Genomic DNA, 22,265 nt, shown 5'->3' with positions numbered 1-22,265 from the left:
GGTGTAGCTCAGCTGGCTAGAGCAGCTGATTTGTAATCAGCAGGTCGTGGGTTCGAGTCCCTCCATCGGCTCAAAGAGGGTGTCCTAATAGGCACCCTCTTTTTTTTGACTACAAGGCTTCGAACAAACATCCAACCTTTTTAATCAGATTCACCAAGTACACTTTTTCTCTATCTTCCTAAGATAATTGCTTTTTAAAGCTAAACGTGTAATAAACTCCGTTTAAAAAAAAATATTTATCTTTTTGTCAATTTTTTAGCCTGCTCTTTTGGATTGATCTGCTCTAGTGTTGAAATAAATCGAAAAAAATAGACTAAAAAATGTCCTAGAAAGTATGAATGTAGCGCAGTATACATATAATAAATACACTAGGGGGCTTTGCTCTGCTAATCGTAATTTTACTAGTTGAAAAAAGGTACAAGTAAAATTGTTTTTCATTTTTGATGTTTTGACGTGACTTTTTTTTGCGGTGTTAATTTATTTGCACTTTAATTGAAAGACACATGACAAAAAAAATCCTATTTATTTTTATGAGTGCTTGTAGTTTAGGCTATGCACAAATTGGTGTAAATACCACCGATATTATTAGTACACTAACTGTACAAGGATCTATTTCTACTAATCATCGCGAACCTACTATCTTCAAGAGGATGATTGTAATGTTAGTTTTAATAGTAGTTCGGATAAAGATGGCACGTTTTATCTGCCTAAATACGAAAATGGAGAAAATGCATTTGGAAGAATGTACAATATTGTAAATTTAACGAAGAATCTAGTTTTAAAAGTAAAAACGCAAGGAGGTAAATCCTTAAGATTTGGTGGGTTAAAAACCTATGATACCTCTTCATTTTTTCTTTATCCAGGACAAAGTTTGTCTATAGTTGCTGATAAAAACAATGATTGGGTTGTGTATAATTATCCGACTTATGCAAGAAAACATTTTCTGGTGGATAGGGGAAGTATAGGCGAAAAAACGACCATCAGAATGGGAGATTTTAGTTTTCGACTTACAAACGCGGGGTATGGTGTTCTATATTTGCAAGTTATGTTACATGCAGATAGGAAGATATATATGAATTGTAGTTCAAGTTGGACTAGGTTAATACCTGTTTCCAATAATAGGAGAGAATATCACAATGTTATTGATGTTAATTATCTTATTAAAGATCAGTGGACGTATTCACATAATAGTCCTGGCACTAAAGGGACCCCAGCTCTGAGTTATTATGATCATTCAACTCTTGTGAGTATTATGACGATGAGGGATACAGGTGAAACATATAGAGTGACTTGTTCTACATTTAATCAAATACAAGAACGATTTATAGGTATAATCGTTGAGCGATTGCTTTAAAAATCAGTAAAATAAAGAAACATTTTACTTGTCTAATTTTTGTTAACGGGAGCTTCGTGTGGGCTGATTTAAAAGAGTTAAGTGACCATAAGGAGAACGCTTTCTTTTGTAGTTTAGAAGGGAATCCAAACAATTGAGTTAGCACAAGTAAACGTTATAGTTAAATGAATCGAAGAGGAGGAAATCAACTTGTTTTGAATTTTGATATAGAGGAGTTTAGAAAAGAATGCGTAAATTTAGATTTACTTTGAGTAATTACTTAGCCTACTAAAGCATTCAACTTATGATATCATTTTTTTTCGAAGCAGAATGGGTCATTTATATCGAAATCGCCTACTTTCTTATTGCAACACTGGTTGCTGTCCGAATTATCTATGATACCGACTCTATTTCGAAAACATTAGCTTATCTGTTGTTAGTATTCTTTGTGCCTATATTTGGTATTATTTTTTATTTCTCTTTCGGAATTAACTATCGTAGACGAAAAATGTACTCCAAAAAACTCATCGCCAATGATAATTACGCAGAAAGATTATATCAACGTTTAAGTGAAATCCATCTCGATTTAAAACAACAAGGACATCCCATTGTAGATAAGCATCGCTCTTTTGTAAAACTATTGTCTAATCCCATTGTAGGAGAAGGCCCGTTATTAGTGGATAACAATGTAGAACTTCTGCAAAATGGAGAAGCTTTTTTTCCTCGTTTATTAGAGGATATAAAAAAGGCAAAACACCATATCCACATTGAATATTATATCTATGAAAATAATGAAATCGGAAGAGAAGTTGCAGCATTACTAAAACAGAAGGTTCAAGAAGGAGTGGAAGTTCGCTTTATTTACGATGATTTTGGCAGTAGAAGTATTCGAAAGAATATTGTAAAGGATTTACTTGCCCATGGTGTACATGCCTTTGCTTTTAATAAAATTATCTTGTTAGCCTTAGCAAATCGATTGAATTATCGCAATCACCGCAAAATAGTCGTGATTGATGGACAAATTGCCTATACAGGGGGAATTAATATATCAGATCGATATGACAACAGTAGAAAAGCTGAAAATGATTTTTTTTGGCGGGATACGCATATTCGCATCGAAGGAAGTGGAGCCTATGGTTTGCAACATGTTTTTTTAACGGATTGGAATTTTTGTAGTAAAGAAAATATCAGTTTCACTGCGGATTATTTTCCTAAAATTCACATGGGAAAACAGCGTACGATGCCTTTACAAGTAATTGCTTCAGGACCTGATTCAGATGTGCCTTCGATTCTTTTTAGTGTCATACAAGCTATTCAAGCAGCAGAGCAAGAAATTTGTATTACAACACCTTACTACATTCCAGATGAATCGTTGCAACTAGCCATTAAAATGGCCGTGTTAAGTGGAAAAAAAGTAAAATTACTTTTACCGGGAATTACGGATTCTCTCGCAGTTAAATTAGCGTCAGAATCCTATTTTCAAGAATTACTAGAATCAGGAGTGGAAATTTATTTATACAAAAAAGGATTTATTCACGCCAAAACCTGGGTTACTGATTCGGGAATAAGCTCAGTGGGAACGTGTAATCTTGATCATCGAAGTTTTGATTTAAACTTTGAAGTCAATGTGGTCTTATACGACATGGATTTTGCCAATCAAATGCGAAAAATGTTTGATGAGGATTGTAAAGATGCAATCAAATTGGAATTAGATCGATGGAATAAGCGCTCCAAATGGCATCGATTAAAAAATAGCATCTTGCGTTTGCTGTCACCTTTGTTGTGAACGGTTATCAGTTAAGGGTTATCAGTTAAGGGTTATCAGTTAAGGGTTATCAGTTAAGGGTTATCAGTTAAGGGTTATCAGATGAATTTTCTGATTTAAGGATATATTTTCTTTCATCCAAAATTCGCTTAATTGGTTTATTTGCTTAATCGGTTATTCTCTTAATCGGTTATTCTCTTAATCGGTTATTCTCTTAATCGGTTATTCTCTTAATCGGTTATTCTCTTAATCGGTTATTCTCTTAATCGATTATTTGACAAAAAAGCAACTTGCGAAAAAGCAAATCGAAACGAAGTGAAGATTCATCGAACACTAAAACAAAATATAAAATAGGTGAGATAAAAAAGCAAATCTAAAGATTATCAGTTAACGGTTGAACAAAAAAAGAGGATACCCTTTTAGGTGTATCCTCTTTCTGCGTAATAATTGAATGTTATAGTAGAGACTTAGAACAGTCCTCCTGAACCACCACTTTGTTTGGTGTTTGTATCTCTATATTTTCTTTGTAATGATTTTCCTTTTCCACCACCGAATGTATAGTTTACACCAATGTATACGGATTGACTTTCCCAAGTGAATTCACCTGTTGAAGGATAAGGATATTTTGTTTTGAATTTGTACGACATTGTATTGAAGATATCATTGAATCTCACACTAATCCCTAATTTGTTGTTCATTAAAGCATAACGCGCTCCAGCATCAATTTTATACATTTCTTTTGCGTCAGATGTAATTCCATCTACTGCACCTCTGTAGAATCCGAACAAGTTAAAACGCAAGTTTTTCGTTGCCTTGAAGTTACTGTTTAAACGTGCATTAAATGCATTAGCTGTGATGTCTCTCAATACAGTTTGCATCGTTCCTGTTGCATCCAATTGAGAAACAAATCCCGTTTGTTTGATACTAGAGAAATCAATAGCAGGTTGCATATCCCACCAAGGTGTAACAATAATGTTTGCCGATACTTCAAATCCATATGCATCATTTGATTTGTAGTTGTCAAACGTCATTAACAAAGCATTTGGATTGTCATTTTCTGGATCATCGTAAATAACGTGATTGATTTCGTGATTAATGCGTCTGTAGTAAACACCAGCAGTAATGCTGCTTCTCTTCGCAAATAATCGCGTATAGTTTAATTCTACTGAATTGGTAAACTGTGGTTTTAACTCAGGATTTCCAACCATGGTCATCAAAGGTGTTGAAAATTGACGAACTGGGTTTGTTTGTCTTACTCCAGGACGATCTACACGACGACTATAGCTCAAGTTGAACATGTCGCTCTCCGTTAAGTTATATCCAACGTAAACCGAAGGATAAAGCGTTACATAATCATCTTTAAATGTAGAAGTGCCATCTAGTTTAGAATCTACTTTGTAACTTTCTACTCTCGTTCCTACTTGGTAGTTAAATTTACCTAGTGTCTGACCGAAGGTCGCATAAGCCGAAAAGATATCTTGATCATATTTATTTGCGATGGCTGTTTGATTTGAAGGAATTAAAGGATTGTTTGAGCTGAAATTGTTATCTGCTCTTGAAATTCTAGCTTCTGCTCCTAATTCTAATTTCGTATGATCGTTTAATGGATTCACATAATCGACATTTACAGTCGATAAGGTATTTTTATCGTTGTTTCCATCTTGGTATAGCAAATCACTAGCCATGCCTAATTTTGTTAGGTAATCACCATCCATATCTGCTTTATTGATGTTGTGGTTTACTTCAACATCTAATGTGTGGCCTTTTTTCTCAAATAAATGTTTATACGCTAAGTTGTAGGTACTAAACGTATTTTTATTGTCGTATTTTGTTTTTTGAAAAATATCATCAAAAGAATGGTCTGGGTAAATTGTCGTTGTTTTTAAATCTAAGTCACTTTTATTTGTACTTTGATTTGTATAAAAAGACAAGGTATTGTTGTCATTGATGTAGTAATCAACTCCTACTTTGTATAAAAAGTTTCGGTTGTGATTTAACATGTCGATATTGGTTGGAGATAAGATATCCTCACGGAACATATTTCCTTCATTTTTCGATTTACCATCTGAATAACTAGCATTACCAAAGAAGTTTAATTTTCCTTGTCTGTAATTTAAGTTTAGTGAAGTTGTCGATTGAATATTTTTAGCAATTGTTACACCACTATCCACAGAACCATTGAATCCATCAGCTGTGTTTTTGTGTAAAATGATATTGATAATTCCCGACATTCCCTCTGGGTTGTATTTAGCACTTGGATTGGTAATTAACTCAATGCTTTTGATTGAAGTGGAAGGAATTTGTTTTAACAACTGTTCTGCAGACATATTCGTTGGTCTTCCGTCCAATAAGATTCTCACGTTTTCGTTTCCTCTTAATGAGATTTTTCCGTCTTTGTCTACGTTAACTGAAGGAATATTGTTCATGATATCCGATGCTGTAGCTCCTACTGTTGTTAAATCTTTACCGACAGTGATTACTTTTCGGTCGATTTTTTGTTCAATTGTAGAGCGTTCAGCAACAATATTTACATCCGCTAAAGTTGTAGATTCAGCTTCTAGGTAAATGGTACCTAAATCTGTAGCATTGCTTAACGTTATTTCTTTGTGGTATGGCGTATAACCGATAAATTGAATGTCTAAGTTGTACGTATCTGCTGTGGCAGCAATAGAGAAAGTACCATTATCAGCGGTCATCCCACCTGTGATAACTGTTTCTCCTTTTTTCAATGTAATTGTTGCATAAGGAATCGCTTCTTTGAGATTTTTGTCAAGTACGCGCCCCGTAATTTTTACTGAACCTTGGGCGAAAACACCACAAAAGGATAGTAGAAAAAACAATAAAGATAGTTTTGAATTCATGGGATTAGTTGAATTAAGTTTTTGTCTACATTAATAGACTGAGAAATCTTACTTTTGTTACAAGATAAAAAGTAAAAAAAATGAATAATCAAATATTTTAATTGTAATTAATTGAGTATTAGTGATTTGATTTTATTTAGAAAAAGTATAAATATGAGATATACAGTTTTTTGCGGTTCAAGTGCTGGAAATAAAGAAGAATATGTTGAACAAGCAATTGCTTTGGGAGAAGCGTTGGCTCAACATCAAATTGGCGTGGTCTATGGAGGAGCGAAGGTAGGTTTAATGGGAGCCATTGCCAATGGTGCATTGGCAAATGGAGGTGAAGTTATTGGGGTATTACCTCGATTTTTGGCTGATGTAGAATTAGGGCATACAGGATTGAGTGAATTGCTTTTTGTAGAGACGATGCACGAACGCAAGGCGAAAATGGACGAATTGTCTGATGGTATTATTGCCTTACCAGGTGGATATGGCACATTGGAAGAGTTTTTTGAGGTATTAACTTGGGGACAGTTAGGCTTGCATAAAAAACCGATTGCCTTGTTTAATGTAGCAGGATTTTATGATCCTTTGTTGAACATGATAAACACCATGGTTCATCAAGGATTTTTAAAAGAAGAAAATAAAAATATGGTGATTGTATCAGATGATATTGAGGATTTGTTACATCAAATGAAGGTGTATGAAGCCCCTAAAGTTGGGAAATGGGTAGTTACAAAAGAAAACCTTTAGGGTGCTAAAAAAAGATTAAAAACGCAGTTTGTACCTCTTTTTTTCGTATTTTACCTACTTGAGTTTGAATACTACAAAAAATGGAAAAAAACAATAACAATATAGCGATACTCGTTGATGGGGATAACGCACAAGCTAAATTACTAGAGAACATATTAGCTGAAGTTTCAAAATATGGCAAAGTAACCATTCGTCGAATTTATGGAGATTGGACTACGCCTCAAATGAACAGTTGGAAGGATTTATTGAATGATTTATCCTTTTCACCTATTCAAAAATTTAATTATACTTCAGGAAAGAATTCTACAGATAGTTCGTTGATTATTGACGCTATGGATATTCTCCATGCTAAAATGGTTGATGGTTTCTGTATTGTATCTAGTGATAGTGATTATACAGGGCTCGCTAAAAGAATTCGAGAGGAAGGGATTTTTGTGATGGGAATTGGAGAGAAAAAAACACCCAATGCCTTTGTACAATCTTGTGAGATTTTTACTTATTGTGAGACGTTAATGCCGAAAGCAGTTAAAGCAGAGAAAAATGTCAATCAAGAGAAAAAACAAGTCGTTGGTGAAGAAGAGGAAAACGATACCTTGACCATCACTAAAAAAGAAATGCGTCTCATTGACAAGGCTTTTGATATGTCTGTTGATGAAGAAGTGGAAGCTTATATTTCAACCGTAGGAAATAACCTGCGTAAATTAGATCCAAGTTTTGACTCCCGCGATTATGGTTTTAGAAATTTAACCGAAATGTTTAAACATTTAAAAACATACGAAGTTATCAACAATAATGTAAAAGGATTAAATCATCCTTTAGTAAAAAAGAAGTAACCTTTCGGTTACTTCTTTTTTTTTTTGATATCTAATCTTTTAAAAGCCCTTCTTCATTCTGTTAACAATCTGCTTATTTTTTTTATACATTTGGGCAAAGCAAATGTGTTTTTTTATGTTATTCGCCTTTTTCGTATGAATTAAATCGAATAAAAAGAAACTGTACAATAATAACTCAATCCTATGACAGAACAAGAATTAAAGGCATTAACGAATGAAACGTTGATTGAAAAGAGCAAAAAGGTAAAGACCTATGCCCTAATTAATGCAGGTCTTATCGGTGTTTTTATAGGAGTAGCTCTATTTAGTGCGCTTCAAAAAGGAATGGGGTTTTTTACTGTCTTTCCCTTGTTTTTTGTTTTTCTCTTAGCAAAGAAAGGACAAGAATATAGAATTTTTGAAAAAGAACTCAAACACCGCAATCTAAAGTAAGTATGGCCATTTGTTCTCATTGTAAATCAGTTGAGGGAGGTAATTTTTGTTCGAACTGCGGACAACCCATAGTCGTGGAGCGAATTGATCGAAATTACGCTATTCAAGAGTTGATGAAACTCACAGGATATGAAAAGGGATTCATTTATACAGTCAAAGCATTGGCCATTCATCCCGGAAAGGTGATTCGTCAATATCTGAAGGAAGATAGACAGCGAATTACCAAACCTATTACTTTTCTTATTCTCACCTCTTTAATCTATACATTTATTAGCCATTATTTTAAAACCGATGTCATTCACACGAGTATGTTGAAGGCGGTATATGGAGATTCCAGTGCTTATCAAATTTCGTTGTGGATTCAAAATAATTATGGTTATGCTAATTTATTGATGTTAGCACCCATTACCTTTTGGGCGAAATTTCTCTTTGATGACTTTAAATACAATGCATATGAGACTTTCGTCATGACGAGTTTAATTATGGCAGAAGGAATGTTGTTGTATACATTACAAGTGTTGTTGAATTATGTATTTCCACAATTGATATTGCTCAATGAATGTATTACAGCAATTGTAATCTTTTTCTATTTGAGTTGGGCAATTGGACAGTTTTACGGTGGAACTAAAGGCAATTACTTTAAAGCATTACTTAGTTACCTACTTGGAGTAGCGTCTTTTCAAGTCCTGGTAACAGTGATTGGAATATTTGTAGATATTGTATTTAAAAGATAAATAAAAAAGGTCAGCATTTGCTGACCTTTTTTGATTAAAATTAGTTCTTATTATTGACTTATTTTGGTATACCATTTCTAATAGATATTATACTGTGAAGTATAATTTAAGAGTAGATAATTTTATTTTTAAATAGCTTCTTCTATATAGATTTCAACTTTGCTCGCGTCTGTTCTAAATCCAACGGTATAGTTTATTCCTTGATATTCAAAAGTACTGGTGTCTGAAAAAGTGCTATTTGGACCTGTTGGTAAAAAGATCTCTTTGGTGTGTTTATTGTATATTAGTTCTTCTTGGAAATAACTATCTAAAATATGAGTTCTTGCCCAATTTCCACTAGTAGGCAAATTATTTGCATCATAGTTATGCGGAAAACTAGATTTTACAATAGATCCTGCAATTGGAGTTTTACCATCATATGCTTCAAATTTCAAGAAGTAAATTTTACCTAATTTAGCGAGGAAATTGTTTTCTGTTTGTGTGGCATTTTGCGGAATTAGTCTAGGATCGTTGGCTAAAGTTCCGTTGGCATTCCAAATGGGTTGAGTATAGTATATAGGGTTAATATATTGAGAATTATGGGATTCTATTGTTCTAGCGTTAATGAATACATAATCATAGTTGATATAGTTACCATATTCATGTCCATTAGCAGTAAGATTGGGACTATTTGTAGTAGTTAAATTATGCCCCCAATATTTTAAGTCATCTGCTCCATCATATACGGCAAGTCCAGAATGAGCGGCAAATTTGAAGGTAAAATCAGTATCATTTCTGATAATAAAAAGATAATTATTTCTCATACCATCACCATTGATTGAATCATACTTATATGGAGTGTCGACATTTATATCAGGATGACTTTGTTGAATATCTTTGCCAGCTAGTGTAGATGAAGCTGTAGGCTCTTCATTAGAACAAGATAGCAAAACTAGTGTTAAGCTAAAAAAAAACAATCTTTTCATAAAATAGTTATTGTGGTTAATTAACTAAAAATAGTTGTTTTTTACTTGTAATGAGTATATTAAAATTGTATTAAATGTTAAAATTAAGAAATTTGTTTTTTATTTTATTGAATACATTTGCCATAAATGTATAAAAAAAGTGATCAAAATATTTTTTGATCACTTTGGTATTTTGTGAGCCTTATTATTTAAGCTACTTCTTTTTTACGGTCATATTCTTCATGACTGAAAGCAAGATGTAAAGCAAGATGATGATTGGAATAGCTAAGTAATGTAAGGTAATTAATAGAATAACTGAAACAAGTACAAAGCCCAATTGCAATTTATAGGCACCTAAGTTTTTAGGATTAATTTTCAAAGAAAATAAAGGCAATTCTGCATTCATAATATAGGCACTCAATACACTGATGATTACCAATACATAAGGATTGCTTAAGAATGATATAACCGCTTCAGAATCTGTTGTACTTACAATTAGGGGTAAACTCAAAATGAAAAGAGCATTCCCTGGGGTAGGTAATCCAATAAATGAATCCGTTTGTCTGGTATCAATATTGAATTTAGCTAGACGGTAAGCCGCTCCCAACGTAATAAGAAAACCTAAATAGGGAACAATAGCCATATAATAGGTCTCCGGTGTTAGATTGTATGGACCTTGAGTTTCCTGAATATTAGCTAACTGCTTGTAAATAATTAATCCAGGTACTACACCACTTGTTACCATGTCTGCCAAAGAATCCAATTGAAGCCCTAGTTCGCTCTTTACATGGAGAATGCGCGCTACAAATCCATCCCAATAATCAAAGAAAATACCAATACACACCCATAAAAAGGCCATGTGGATATTGTCGTCAAAAGCATAGATACAAGCTATCAATCCCGATGAGAGGTTTAATAAAGTGATGAAATTTGGAAGGTGTTTTTTCATGTATATCTTATTTTAGTCTTCGTATATTTAAAATAATTGGACTTTATTTCTTATACAAAGGTATCATAAACTTAGTAATAATAATATCTTCATAGCCTTTTAGTTTTTTACTATTTTTACAACTTAGTATGAATAATAAATAAAGGTTTGTGAAAAAGCTAACAGTATGTACGTTATTACTTTGCATCGGGATTGCTGCTCATGCACAAAAAGCGAGAAAATATTCGAATGAGTTTTTGAATATTGGAGTGGATGCTGTTGCAATGGGAATGGCAAATAGTGTGGTTGCTTCCAGCGGGGATGTAAATTCAGTTTATTGGAACCCAGCGGGACTCATGCAATTGGAAGATCAGAAGGTTGCTTTAATGCATGCCAGTTATTTTGCTAATATTGCTCAATACGATTATGCTGCATTTGCCATGCCGCTAGATGAGCGAAGTGCTTTGGGATTTTCAATCATCCGATTTGGCGTTGACGATATCATGAATACCACAGAGTTGATTGATCAACAGGGGAATATCGATTATAATCGCATTAGTTTATTCTCGGCTGCTGATTATGCTTTTGTACTCTCTTATGCGCGTAATACTCCTATTCCAGGATTGACTTATGGAGTTAATGCCAAAGTTGTACGTCGTGTTATTGGAAAGTTTGCCAATTCTTGGGGATTTGGATTTGATGCTGGAGTACAGTACAAAACCAATTCAGACTGGATGTTTGGCGTAATGGCCCGTGATATTACGACGACCTATAATATGTGGAACATCAATAAAAAAGAATACAGCAAAGTACAAGGAGCAGTGGAAGGCATGAATCAAGAATTGCCCGAAACAACAGAAATTACTTTGCCGAAATTGCAAATGGGGGTGTCAAAAAATGTTCAACTAACGCGGGATCTGAATTTGTTAGCCGCTTTTGCCCTTCATGTTGAATTCGCTGAAACCAATGCGGTAATCTCAAGTGGATCAATGAGTATGACTCCTTCACTTGGTGTTGAGTTTGGGTATGCCAATTTAGTATTTGTTCGTGGGGGAGTTGGCAATTTTCAAAATAATAGACAAATGGACAATACGCAAAAAACGGAGTTTCAACCTAATATAGGTGTAGGGTTTCATTATAAAGGAATTCAAGTGGATTATGCTTTAACCGATATTGGTGATCAAAGCGCGGCTATTTACTCCAATGTATTCTCGTTGAAATTAGATTTAGGAATTTTTAGAAAGTAAGAAATGAAAAAAATAATTGCGTTGTTCTTTGCTGTGTTTATCACCCAATTGAGTTTTGGAAAAACAGCAGATAGACAACTGTCAGATCGAGCAAAAATAAGTGTTTTAACTTGTGGAACAGGAGGACAATTGTATGCGCTTTTTGGGCATACCGCTATCCGTGTTTTTGACCCTGCAGAAGGAATTGACCGCGTGTACAACTACGGGATGTTTGATTTTAGAATCCCTAATTTTTATGCCAAATTCGTCAAAGGAGATTTACTCTACTTCGTGGATTACGATAGTTATGAGAGTTTTGTAGTGAATTACGCTTATGACAATCGCTCCGTAGTGGAACAAGAACTCAACCTGTCTCAAAACCAAAAACAACGCGTCTGGAACCTTTTAAACGAATCGTTAAAAGAAGAAAATCGATACTATACATACAAATTTATCGATAACAACTGCACAACTAAAGTGGTAGATGTGTTGAATGAAGTGCTGCCAACACCAGTAAAAGTAGATATAGAAGGAAATACAGCAAATTATCGTTCAATATTAAATACCTATTTAAAAGATCGTTATTTCGAAAAATTGGGGATTAACCTCATTTTTGGAAACAAAGTTGATCATCCATCGACTTTGTTGTTTTTACCTGATAAATTCCAAGCAGGATTATCACATACCATGAATGGAGATCAACCTTTGGTAAAAGACGAAATCAACGTTTTTCAAGCCAAACCGATTGATACTTCTGTATGGTGGAATACCTATTGGTTTGCTTCTGTAGCGTGTGCTTTGCTACTCGCATTATCGATGAATCGCATCGTTCGCTCCATTTATTTTATCGCTATGGGGATTTTTGGACTATTTTTTCTTTTAGTAGGATTTTATTCTCTACACAGTGAAGTATTATTAAATAATGTGGTTTTTCTATGTAATCCTATCTTACTTTTTATTCCATTTGTTAATAATAAGAGTAAAATTAAAAGAATATTAAGATTGATTGTTTTATTAATGTTAATGTTGTATGTTATTTTGAATTTATTCTCAGAAAAATTAATAATAACGCTACCTTTGTATCTCTTAACTCTAGCGACATTGTTTATAGAGTTTAGAAGTAGTGTAGTAAAAGAATAGAGTAAAATAACAGAGTATGTTTTCATTTTTTAAATCTAAACCGATTTTAAAAAACTTAATTCCCGAAGGTTTTGTAGATATTCATTCCCATTTAATTTATGGAATTGACGATGGTGCGAAGACCATTGATGATACCAAATACATTATTTCTTCCATGCAAAACCTTGGTTTTGACCAAGCAATTGCCACACCACATACTACACCTTTAATATGGGAAAATACGCGAGAAGGTATTTTAGACCAATACCAAAAAGTACAAGAACAATTGCCTCAAGAGACTAAAGCAATTGAATTAAGAGTTGCTTCTGAGTATTTGATGGATGAAAGTCTATTACCACATATTGAAAACAAAGAGCTTTTAACTTTAAAGGGCGATTATGTTTTGGTTGAAATGTCCTATATGAATCCTCCTATTCAATTGATGGATATTTTGTTTCAATTGAAATCCAACGGATATGATATTGTATTAGCTCATCCAGAACGCTATAATTTTTACCACCAAAATACAGCCATGTACAAAAAATTGAAGAAAGCAGGTTGCCTTTTTCAAATGAATTTACTCTCAGTAACGGGATATTATGGCAAACATGTATTAGAAGCTGCAAATTATTTATTACAACATGGATTGATCGATTTTGTAGGATCCGACATTCACCACGAAAAACACATCAAGGGATTTGACGCTAAAGTGGAGGTAAAAGCCATTGAGTTTTTTACGCAAGCAATTAATAATAATCAAGAGTTTAGGAAGTAGGATAACCTTTTTTTTGTAACTATTTGATTTGTAGTGTTTTTTGTTGAAAATACTTGAATGCATTATTGTCTGAATTATAGATAAAATTTACTTTAGTAGGAGTTATAATTTAAATTTTTAGACAATGAAAAAAGCATTAATTCTACTTGTATTAGGAACTGTTTTTATTGCAGGATGTAGTAAGGATAGTACAAAAGAAAAAGAAGATCAAACAGTAAAAGAGGCCTTATTAGATTTAAAAATAAAGGAGGCAACTAAGGTCTTTGATAAATATGGATGGGCACCAGATTCTAATGTTGATCGCAATAGTAAGGCATTTAGAGCAGAATATGAGCAGATGGATTTAGAACAGTTGGATAAGATCCTCAAGATGTTTCATGAAGGAATTGAATATGAAAATATTGATTCTATAAAGGGAGATAATAAAGGAGATATTGATTATACAATAAATGCTACAAGTTCGTATATTACAGGTAATCATAGTTTTGAATTTGGTAGCTCTACAATAGAATCGATTTTGACTATGATTTTAATAATGTAGTAGTATCTTCGTCTAGTGCAGAAATTAGCGTACCCATTGTAACAGCTACTTATATACATAAGGAAGGAGGAACATTTCAGTATCAAGGTGAAACAGCTCAAGTTGAGGCAAAAGGAGAAATTACTTATGCGGGTAATAAACGAAACTCAGTTATGAAGGGATGGGTTGACAAAGTTGGTAATGGAAAGGTAACTAGTTTTAGAATATAAAATTATAATATAAAAAAAGCCACTCGATAGAGTGGCTTTTTTTATGTTGAGTAGAACTATTTTTCTATAACTTCACCTTTAATTCTCAAAGGCACTGTACCGTTTTCGTAGTTTACTGCATTAGATTCAACAGTAATTGTACGGCTGATTCTTCCGATGCTCATGTTGTATTTTACATCGATTTTTCCTTTCTTACCTGGCATGATTGGCTCTGTTGGTTTTGAAGGAACTGTACATCCACATGTAGAACGCACGTTTGTAATAATCAACGGTTGATCTCCTGTGTTTGTAAATTCGAATGTACGTAATCCATCGTCATTCCCTCTGATTACTGTTCCGTAATCGATTGTGTTGTTCTCAGCAGCGAACTGAATTTTTGGACCATTTTGAGCGAATGTCAAGGCACTAGATAACACTAATGCAAATACTGCTATTAATTTTTTCATTACTATAACTTTTTGTTGTTTTGTAAAATTAGAAACTTTTATAAAACTCGCAAATTTTTTTCGCATATTCGATTTTAGATATACTTTTATAATTGACGAGTAATAATTACTTTTGTACAACACAAAGATAAATAAAACTAAGGTTACAAAAATGGAAAAAAGAGTTTTTCTGCTGATGGACCTGATGTTTTTTCTTTTTTTTAATAATTAAATTATAGAATAATGGTAATTCCTGCACAATTTGACGCAAAGCAAGTAGAGCAAAAATGGTATCAGTATTGGATGGAAAATAATTTTTTCCGATCTGTACCAGATGAAAGAAAGCCGTACACAATTGTAATACCTCCTCCAAACGTAACGGGAGTATTGCACATGGGGCATATGTTGAATGTTACAATTCAAGATGTATTAATACGTCGCGCACGTTTAAGAGGACTAAACGCATGTTGGGTCCCTGGAACGGATCACGCATCTATTGCAACTGAAGCCAAAGTCGTCGCTAAATTGAGAGAGCAGGGAATCAATAAAAACGACTTAACTAGAGAAGAGTTTCTAAAACACGCTTGGGAGTGGAAAGAAGAATATGGCGGTGTGATTTTAGATCAATTAAAAAAACTAGGAGCTTCTTGTGATTGGGATCGTACGAAGTTTACGATGGATCCAGAAATGTCACAACAAGTAATCAAGTTGTTTGTTGATTTGTATAATAAAGGTTTGATTTACCGCGGATATCGCATGGTGAACTGGGATCCTGAAGCGAAAACAACCTTATCTGATGAAGAGGTTATTTACGAAGAACGCCAAGGAAAACTATACCACGTAAAATATCAAATCGAAGGAACCTCTGATTATTTGACGATTGCAACAACTCGTCCTGAAACGATTTTAGGGGATTCTGCTATTTGTATTCATCCAAACGATGAACGTTACCAACATTTAAAAGGGAAAAATGCAATCGTACCGATTTGCAATCGCGTAGTGCCTATTATTTTTGATGACTATGTAGATATGGAATTCGGAACAGGTTGTTTAAAAGTAACTCCTGCACACGATGTAAACGATAAGGATTTAGGAGAACGTCACAATTTAGAAATTATTGATATTTTCAATGCTGATGCGACGTTAAATGATTTGGGATTACATTACAAAGGAAAAGATCGCTTTGTAGTTCGCAAGGAAATTGAAACTGAATTAGCGGCTATCGGTGCTTTAGACAAAGTTGAAAACTACATGAATAATGTAGGAACATCTGAACGTACAAAAGCAGTAATCGAACCTCGCTTATCCGATCAGTGGTTCTTGAAAATGGAAGAATTGGCAAAACCAGCCCTAGATGCTGTAATGACAACGGAAGATGTAAAATTATATCCGAGTCGTTATAACAGTACGTACAGAAGTTGGTTGGAAAATATTCGCGATTGGAATATTTCTCGTCAATTGTGGTGGGGACACCAAATTCCAGCTTTCTTTTACGGCGATGGAAAAGAGGATTTCGTAGTAGCGGAAACAAAAGAAGCAGCACTTGAATTGGCAAAAGCTAAAACAGGAAAAGCAGATTTAACCGTAGCGGATTTAAGACAAGACGAGGATGCTTTAGATACGTGGTTCTCTTCTTGGTTATGGCCAATGTCTGTATTTAACGGATTAATTGATCCTGAAAACGAAGAATTTAAATATTATTATCCAACCAATGATCTTGTTACAGGTCCAGATATTATTTTCTTCTGGGTGGCACGTATGATTATGGCAGGATACGAATATACGGGTGTACAACCATTCACTAATGTTTACTTCACGGGAATTGTACGTGATAAACAACGTCGTAAGATGTCTAAATCTTTAGGAAACTCTCCAGATGCTTTAGGATTAATCGACAAATTTGGTGCGGATGGAGTTCGTGTAGGTTTGTTGTTGTCTGCTTCTGCAGGAAATGATATTCTTTTTGACGAAGAATTATGTGCACAAGGAAAAGCATTTACGAATAAAGTGTGGAATGCCTTCCGCCTAATTAAAGGATGGGAAGTTTCGGAATCATTAGAACAACCTGAAACAGCAAAAGTTTCTTTGGCTTGGTACGAAGCGAAGTTGCAAAAAACGTTAGTGGAAATTGAAGATCATTTTTCTAAATACAGAATTTCAGATGCTTTAATGGCAATTTATAAATTGGTATGGGATGATTTCTGTTCTTGGTTCTTAGAGATGATTAAACCAGGATATCAACTACCTATTGATGCAGTTACGTATAAAAAAGTAATTGAGTTGTTAGAAGAAAACTTAAAATTGCTACACCCATTTATGCCTTTCTTAACCGAAGAAATTTGGCAACATATTAATGAGCGTACAGCAGAACAAGCGTTGGTAATCTCTTCTTGGCCAGAGGTAAAAGCTTTTGATGAAAATTTAATCAAAGAGTTTGAATTTACGATGGAAGTAATTGCAGGTATTCGCACCATCCGAAAAGATAAAAATATCTCTTTCAAAGATGCGATTGATTTGAAAATTATCAACAAGGAGCAAGTATCCACTTACTTTGATAGCGTAATTTCAAAGATGGGAAATGTGGAAAGCATGGAATACGTGACGGATCAAGTAAGCGGAGCTCTTTCTTACCGAGTAAAATCCAATGAGTATTTTATTCCAATGGCAGGTAACGTCAATATAGAGGAAGAAATTGAGAAATTAGAAGAAGAGTTGAAATACTTAAAAGGTTTCTTGAAATCTGTACAAGGTAAACTATCGAACGAAAAATTCGTGAGCGGTGCACCCGAACAAGTCGTAGCCAGCGAAAAGAAAAAAGAAGCAGATGCTTTAGCAAAAATTGCTACAATTGAACAAAGTTTAGCTGGTTTAAAATAAAAAATTAGCGAATTCATAGTAAAGGTCTTTGGTTTGTGTATGCGAATCAAAGACCTTTTTTTTATCTTCGTTCTCATGAAATACAATATCCATACTCATCACCCAACGCATAGCGCAGAGACCTTAGAACTAGTCAATCAAGACTTAGCTAAGGTGGATTTAAGTATTCCTCATTTTTCTTTGGGGATCCATCCTTGGTATATTGATGAAAATGTATTGGATGAACAATTGGCTTTTGTAGAAACTCATCTCAATCACCCGAATTGTTTGGCAATTGGTGAATGTGGATTAGATAAAAAGATTGCTGTTCCCTGGGCAGTACAAGAAGAAGTTTTTGTAAAACAATTACTTCTTGCAGAAAAAAATAAAAAAGCTGTAATTTTGCACGTCGTTTCTGCTTATCAAGAGGTTATTGCACTAAAGAAGAAATGGAAAATTACCGTTCCACTTATTGTTCACGGGTTTAATAAACATCAACAAGTAGCAGAAAGTTTATGGAAAAATGGATTTCATCTGTCTTTTGGTAGTGCTTTATTGAAAAACAGTCGATTACAAGAGACTTTTGTTGCTGTTCCTCAAGAATTTTTGTTTTTAGAAACAGACGACGATGCAACGATAACGATAGCAGATGTATATGCTAAAGCAGCAGAATTGCGTCCGGATATTATATCAGCTGTAGAGGCGAATTTTAAACGGATTTGGAATAAAGAAGAATAATTTTTGAAGATTAATAACAAGAAATAGATGGCTATTTGGCAAGAAAGAGCAGCCTTACTTTTTAAAGAAGAAGGATTAGAAAAATTAAAAAACGCCAACGTATTAGTTGTTGGTTTAGGAGGAGTTGGATCATTTGCTGCTGAGTTTTTAGCACGTGCAGGTGTAGGTAATATGACGATTGTTGACGGAGATACTGTAGATATCACCAACATCAACAGACAATTACCTGCTTTACATTCAACCGTAGGAAAACCGAAAGTACACATTGTAGGAGATCGTTTGATGGATATCAATCCCGAATTAAATTTAACGCGCATTGAAGAGTTTTTATCACCAGAACGCACTCACGAGGTGGTAACGGAAGAATATGACTATGTGTTAGATTGTATTGATAGCATCACGCCTAAAATCAATTTGATTTTAGCAGCAAAACGCAAACGCGTGAAAGTGATTAGTGCAATGGGAGCTGGAGGAAAAATGTTAGCGTCTAAAATTGTAGTCAAAGACATCAGCAAAACAGATGTGTGTCCGTTAGCGAAACAAATTCGAAAACGCTTGAAAAAAGAAGGAATTTCTTCTGGGGTAAAAGCCATATTTTCAACAGAAAAACCCGATGAAAGTAGCTTGAAAATGACAGATGGATCCAACTTTAAAAAATCGTTCTTCGGAACCAATAGTTGGATGCCTGCTTTGTTTGGTTTACATTCAGCCGAAAACGTAATACGTTATTTATTATCAAAATAAACGATAAAAAAAGGAACTCCTAGGAGTTCCTTTTTTTATCGTTTATTTATGCAGGTAGCGCATCCATTGCCAATAAGATTTGCAGTATTACAATGAGTATTGATAAGATCCACAAAAATCCATAAATAAAATATTGTAGTAGACTTGTTTTTTCTCCAGCTATTTTTTTTGCTTTTTGAAGCATCAACATGGGGATAATCAACGCTAATACAACTAATGAAATAGAAGCATAGCCCAAGGCAATTACAAATCCATCAGGATAGAATAAGGCAAATAAGATTGGAGGAAGGAAAGTCAAAACAAACGCACTGATATTGTGTTTGATTTTTGGACGATCCTTAGCTAAATCTTTGATATAATCATTTAAAGCCAGTGCAACTCCCCAAAATGAAGTTAGAATGGCAGCTGCTGCAAAAATAGTAAAGGCAACTTTAATGAAAGGAGAACTATTAATTTCTTTAATCGCTACAAGTAATCCTTCTAAACCGGCATTGTTTTTTAAGATTTCACTAAATACACTGCTTTCAATATTTCCTAGAATGGTAAGTTCCCAAATCAGATATAGGATTAAAGGTATCATACTACCAATAAAAAACACCCATTTTAGCTGGCGTAAGTTTCCATCCAAATACTTCACTAAACTAGGGATAACCACACTAAATCCAAACGAAGTGAAGATAATGGGAATAGTAGCTAATACAGGGATTGGACTTTTGGGAATATAACTTAAATAAGCTAACTCAATATGGGGAAGTAAAAGTCCTAATACCAAACATAAACAAAGGATTTTGATTGAAAAGACCACTTTAGTGCTATAATCTACGGCTCTAGTTCCAAAGACAATAATCCCTCCGAAAATAAGTGTAAAGAGAACAGCGCTGAGTTGAGGTGATACCTCCAAATCTAACAACTGCTCTAGATTTGATCGTAAAATATCTCCTCCTCCTGCGATATAAGCGCTGACTAAGGCATACATTAGGGTTAGCATGCTCAAACCTGTGATAAAAGCTCCAGGCTTACCTAAATATTTTAAAGTTAGTGTATTAAAACCCGCAGAGGTAGGGTTGTATCGATAGACGTTTACTAAGAGAACGGAAGTATAAAACATAGCAAACCAGATACAGAATAAGATGAATGACATAAATAAAAAACCAACATTGGCCGATATAATGGGCATTGCTAACATTCCTGCGCCTATTGTAGTTCCTGCTACAATAAGAATACTTCCGATTAATTTTTGCATTTTGTTTAAATTTATTGTTTACTTTATTTGATCTTTTCTCTCTATCGTAAGAAAGGATAGAAGTATTCATTGGGCAAAAATCATACCCTAACTTTTTTCCTTTTCTTGATTTATTAGAAAAGTTTCTAAAAAAAATAAATATATGTTTTATTTATATTTTTTGCGATAAAAATCATCAAAAACTAATAGGAAATGATGTGAAGTGAAAATGTATTGCATTTTATTTTGTAATTGGAATATAATCTGTTGAAGTATTAAAAATAGGAACTATTAGAAAGGGTTGATTTTCAGTTGTCATTGAGAAGGTATGAGGATGATTTATGTAAAAAAGACAATCAATTCCCTTTTTTGCAAATGAGAGAATTGAACAACAATGCTTATCTTTGAGTAAATCAAAAGGGATGAGAAATGAAGAATATTGAGGAAGATTTACTCGCCAAAAATATAAAACCTACTGCCATGCGAATTCTGGTGCTTAAATTTTTAAAGCAGCAACAAGGAGCGGTGTCTTTAGCAGATATAGAAAATAGCTTTGATCAATCGGATCGCGTGACGATTTATCGCACAGTAAAGACTTTTGAAAGCAAAGGATTACTACACAGTATTACGGCAAATAACGTCACGCAATATGCCTTGTGTTCTCCTAAGTGTTCAGAAGACAATCACCGTGATACCCATTTGCACTTTGTCTGTAATCAATGTAAAAAGACAATTTGCCTCACGCAAGTGGCTATTCCAACCATCGAAATCCCAATGGGGTTTCAGCTAAGTGAAATAGAAGTGATTGCTAAAGGTATATGTGAGCATTGCCAATCTTAAAGGATTTGGATTAATGTCTTATAATATGTTGTATGATTAGTTTGGCGTGGATTCTTGAATTTTCAATGAACCACGAATGCGTGTTTAAACCACCGCAAACCACACCTGCTAAATACAAGTTCTCAATATTTGTTTCCATTGTTTTTGTATGGAATGTAGGGAGTAAATCCACGTCGTTTTGAGTGGTAATGCCCAATTGACGCAAAAAATTAAAATCGGGACGATAACCTGTTAAGGCTAAAACAAAATCATTGGACAAGGTTATGGATTTACCTTCTTTCTCTAAGGTAACAGTTGATGGACTGATAGCGGTTAGCTGGCTGTTGAAATACACTTGAATTGCCCCTTCAGCAATTCGATTTTCAATATCAGGTTTAACCCAATACTTAACATGTGAACTAATGGCGTTATCTCGAACGACCATGGTTACTTTTGCTCCTTTTCGATAGCATTCCAAAGCTGCATCTACAGATGAATTACTAGCACCAACTACAACAACTTCCATATTGGCATAATAATGAGGATCATTGTAATAATGAGAAACTTTAGGAAGATCTTCTCCAGGGATATGCAAGAGATTCGGAAAATCATAGAATCCTGTTGCTACAATAACGTGAGAAGCGGTATACTTGCTTTTTGAAGTTTCGATTTCAAAATGCCCTGCTACTTGTTTGTGTACGCCGAGAACAGTTTCAAATAAATGAATCGATAAATCGTGAAGATTACTAACGCGTCTGTAGTATTCTAACGCTTCTTTTCGTCTAGGTTTATTTTCTGCACTGATAAACGGAATATTGTCTAGTTCTAATAACTCTGAAGTAGAAAAAAACTGCATATTAATGGGATAGTGATACAGTGAATTCACCAAGCAACCTTTTTCAATAATAAGATACGATAATCCTGCCTTTTTTGCTTCAATACCACAGGCAATTCCTATGGGACCACCACCGATAATTAGTACATCTATCTGTTTCATATGCTTGTAAATAACCCGAAGGGATCAAT

The 22,265-nt window shown here is 34.2% G+C and carries 20 protein-coding genes; 14 read left to right on the top strand and 6 right to left on the bottom strand.

What is annotated here, in order from left to right; all coding sequences use genetic code 11:
• Window positions 1-742 precede the first annotated feature (742 nt).
• Both HX004_RS17000 and cls read left to right on the top strand, forming a co-directional pair.
• Window positions 743-1,354, top strand: a complete 612-nt coding sequence (locus HX004_RS17000) for a hypothetical protein (RefSeq protein ID WP_286443960.1) — start codon at window positions 743-745, stop codon at window positions 1,352-1,354.
• A gap of 283 nt (window positions 1,355-1,637) precedes the next feature.
• Window positions 1,638-3,119, top strand: coding sequence for a cardiolipin synthase (cls, locus tag HX004_RS16995; protein ID WP_286443958.1), 1,482 nt, complete (start codon window positions 1,638-1,640; stop codon window positions 3,117-3,119).
• A 446-nt stretch (window positions 3,120-3,565) separates the two neighbouring features.
• Here the strand turns inward: cls and HX004_RS16990 are convergent, their stop codons facing one another.
• On the bottom strand, window positions 3,566-5,959 hold the full coding sequence (locus HX004_RS16990; protein WP_286443956.1) for a TonB-dependent receptor: 2,394 nt from the start codon (window positions 5,957-5,959) through the stop codon (window positions 3,566-3,568).
• A gap of 153 nt (window positions 5,960-6,112) precedes the next feature.
• On the opposite strand from HX004_RS16990, the gene HX004_RS16985 reads away from it, so the two are divergent.
• The 4 genes from HX004_RS16985 to HX004_RS16970 all read left to right on the top strand — a co-directional run bounded on the left by HX004_RS16985 (window position 6,113) and on the right by HX004_RS16970 (window position 8,693).
• Entirely contained in the window at window positions 6,113-6,694 is a 582-nt protein-coding gene (locus HX004_RS16985; protein WP_286443954.1) for an LOG family protein, read from the top strand.
• 80 nt (window positions 6,695-6,774) lie between these two features.
• Window positions 6,775-7,527: an NYN domain-containing protein gene (locus tag HX004_RS16980; RefSeq protein ID WP_286443952.1), complete on the top strand. Its 753-nt coding sequence runs from the start codon at window positions 6,775-6,777 to the stop codon at window positions 7,525-7,527.
• A gap of 183 nt (window positions 7,528-7,710) precedes the next feature.
• On the top strand, window positions 7,711-7,959 hold the full coding sequence (locus tag HX004_RS16975; protein ID WP_286443950.1) for a hypothetical protein: 249 nt from the start codon (window positions 7,711-7,713) through the stop codon (window positions 7,957-7,959).
• Window positions 7,960-7,961: 2 nt separating this feature from the next.
• Window positions 7,962-8,693, top strand: a complete 732-nt coding sequence (locus tag HX004_RS16970; protein ID WP_286443948.1) for a DUF3667 domain-containing protein — start codon at window positions 7,962-7,964, stop codon at window positions 8,691-8,693.
• Window positions 8,694-8,821: 128 nt separating this feature from the next.
• On the opposite strand, the gene HX004_RS16965 is transcribed toward HX004_RS16970, so the two are convergent.
• Entirely contained in the window at window positions 8,822-9,658 is an 837-nt protein-coding gene (locus tag HX004_RS16965; RefSeq protein WP_286443946.1) for a hypothetical protein, read from the bottom strand.
• A gap of 193 nt (window positions 9,659-9,851) precedes the next feature.
• A complete protein-coding gene (locus HX004_RS16960) occupies window positions 9,852-10,586 on the bottom strand; it encodes a CDP-alcohol phosphatidyltransferase family protein (RefSeq protein ID WP_286443944.1) in 735 nt (244 codons plus the stop codon).
• A gap of 149 nt (window positions 10,587-10,735) precedes the next feature.
• Between HX004_RS16960 and HX004_RS16955 the strand changes: the two genes are divergently transcribed.
• From HX004_RS16955 to HX004_RS16940, 4 genes are all read left to right on the top strand, one after another.
• Window positions 10,736-11,812, top strand: coding sequence for a putative type IX sorting system protein PorV2 (locus HX004_RS16955; RefSeq protein WP_286443942.1), 1,077 nt, complete (start codon window positions 10,736-10,738; stop codon window positions 11,810-11,812).
• Window positions 11,813-11,815: 3 nt separating this feature from the next.
• Complete coding sequence (locus tag HX004_RS16950; protein ID WP_286443940.1) at window positions 11,816-12,931, top strand: lipoprotein N-acyltransferase Lnb domain-containing protein; 1,116 nt, start codon at window positions 11,816-11,818, stop codon at window positions 12,929-12,931.
• 16 nt (window positions 12,932-12,947) lie between these two features.
• Complete coding sequence (locus HX004_RS16945; protein WP_286443938.1) at window positions 12,948-13,685, top strand: tyrosine-protein phosphatase; 738 nt, start codon at window positions 12,948-12,950, stop codon at window positions 13,683-13,685.
• 124 nt (window positions 13,686-13,809) lie between these two features.
• Window positions 13,810-14,226 carry a hypothetical protein gene (locus HX004_RS16940; protein ID WP_286443936.1) on the top strand — a complete coding sequence of 139 codons (417 nt, stop codon included), beginning with the start codon at window positions 13,810-13,812 and terminating at the stop codon, window positions 14,224-14,226.
• Window positions 14,227-14,491: 265 nt separating this feature from the next.
• On the opposite strand, the gene HX004_RS16935 is transcribed toward HX004_RS16940, so the two are convergent.
• Window positions 14,492-14,881: a DUF1573 domain-containing protein gene (locus HX004_RS16935; RefSeq protein ID WP_286443934.1), complete on the bottom strand. Its 390-nt coding sequence runs from the start codon at window positions 14,879-14,881 to the stop codon at window positions 14,492-14,494.
• Between the two features lie 222 nt (window positions 14,882-15,103).
• Here HX004_RS16935 and HX004_RS16930 point away from each other — a divergent pair, with 222 nt between their 5' ends.
• The 3 genes from HX004_RS16930 (at window position 15,104) to HX004_RS16920 (ending at window position 19,198) form a co-directional block, all read left to right on the top strand.
• Window positions 15,104-17,737, top strand: a complete 2,634-nt coding sequence (locus HX004_RS16930; protein WP_286443931.1) for a valine--tRNA ligase — start codon at window positions 15,104-15,106, stop codon at window positions 17,735-17,737.
• A gap of 75 nt (window positions 17,738-17,812) precedes the next feature.
• The gene (locus HX004_RS16925; protein WP_286443928.1) at window positions 17,813-18,454 is read left to right on the top strand and encodes a TatD family hydrolase; all 642 of its coding nucleotides are present in this window, start codon (window positions 17,813-17,815) and stop codon (window positions 18,452-18,454) included.
• A 27-nt stretch (window positions 18,455-18,481) separates the two neighbouring features.
• On the top strand, window positions 18,482-19,198 hold the full coding sequence (locus HX004_RS16920; RefSeq protein ID WP_286443925.1) for a tRNA threonylcarbamoyladenosine dehydratase: 717 nt from the start codon (window positions 18,482-18,484) through the stop codon (window positions 19,196-19,198).
• 46 nt (window positions 19,199-19,244) lie between these two features.
• Here the strand turns inward: HX004_RS16920 and HX004_RS16915 are convergent, their stop codons facing one another.
• Window positions 19,245-20,441 carry an aromatic amino acid transport family protein gene (locus HX004_RS16915; RefSeq protein ID WP_286443922.1) on the bottom strand — a complete coding sequence of 399 codons (1,197 nt, stop codon included), beginning with the start codon at window positions 20,439-20,441 and terminating at the stop codon, window positions 19,245-19,247.
• A 408-nt stretch (window positions 20,442-20,849) separates the two neighbouring features.
• Between HX004_RS16915 and HX004_RS16910 the strand changes: the two genes are divergently transcribed.
• Window positions 20,850-21,260, top strand: coding sequence for a Fur family transcriptional regulator (locus HX004_RS16910; protein WP_286443919.1), 411 nt, complete (start codon window positions 20,850-20,852; stop codon window positions 21,258-21,260).
• 10 nt (window positions 21,261-21,270) lie between these two features.
• On the opposite strand, the gene HX004_RS16905 is transcribed toward HX004_RS16910, so the two are convergent.
• A complete protein-coding gene (locus HX004_RS16905) occupies window positions 21,271-22,236 on the bottom strand; it encodes a YpdA family putative bacillithiol disulfide reductase (RefSeq protein ID WP_286443916.1) in 966 nt (321 codons plus the stop codon).
• Between the last annotated feature and the right edge of the window lie 29 nt (window positions 22,237-22,265).

The sequence above is a fragment of the Myroides sp. 1354 genome (genome assembly GCF_030324495.1).
Classification (GTDB): Bacteria; Bacteroidota; Bacteroidia; order Flavobacteriales; family Flavobacteriaceae; genus Flavobacterium.
This window is presented reverse-complemented; position numbering and strand designations above follow the sequence as displayed.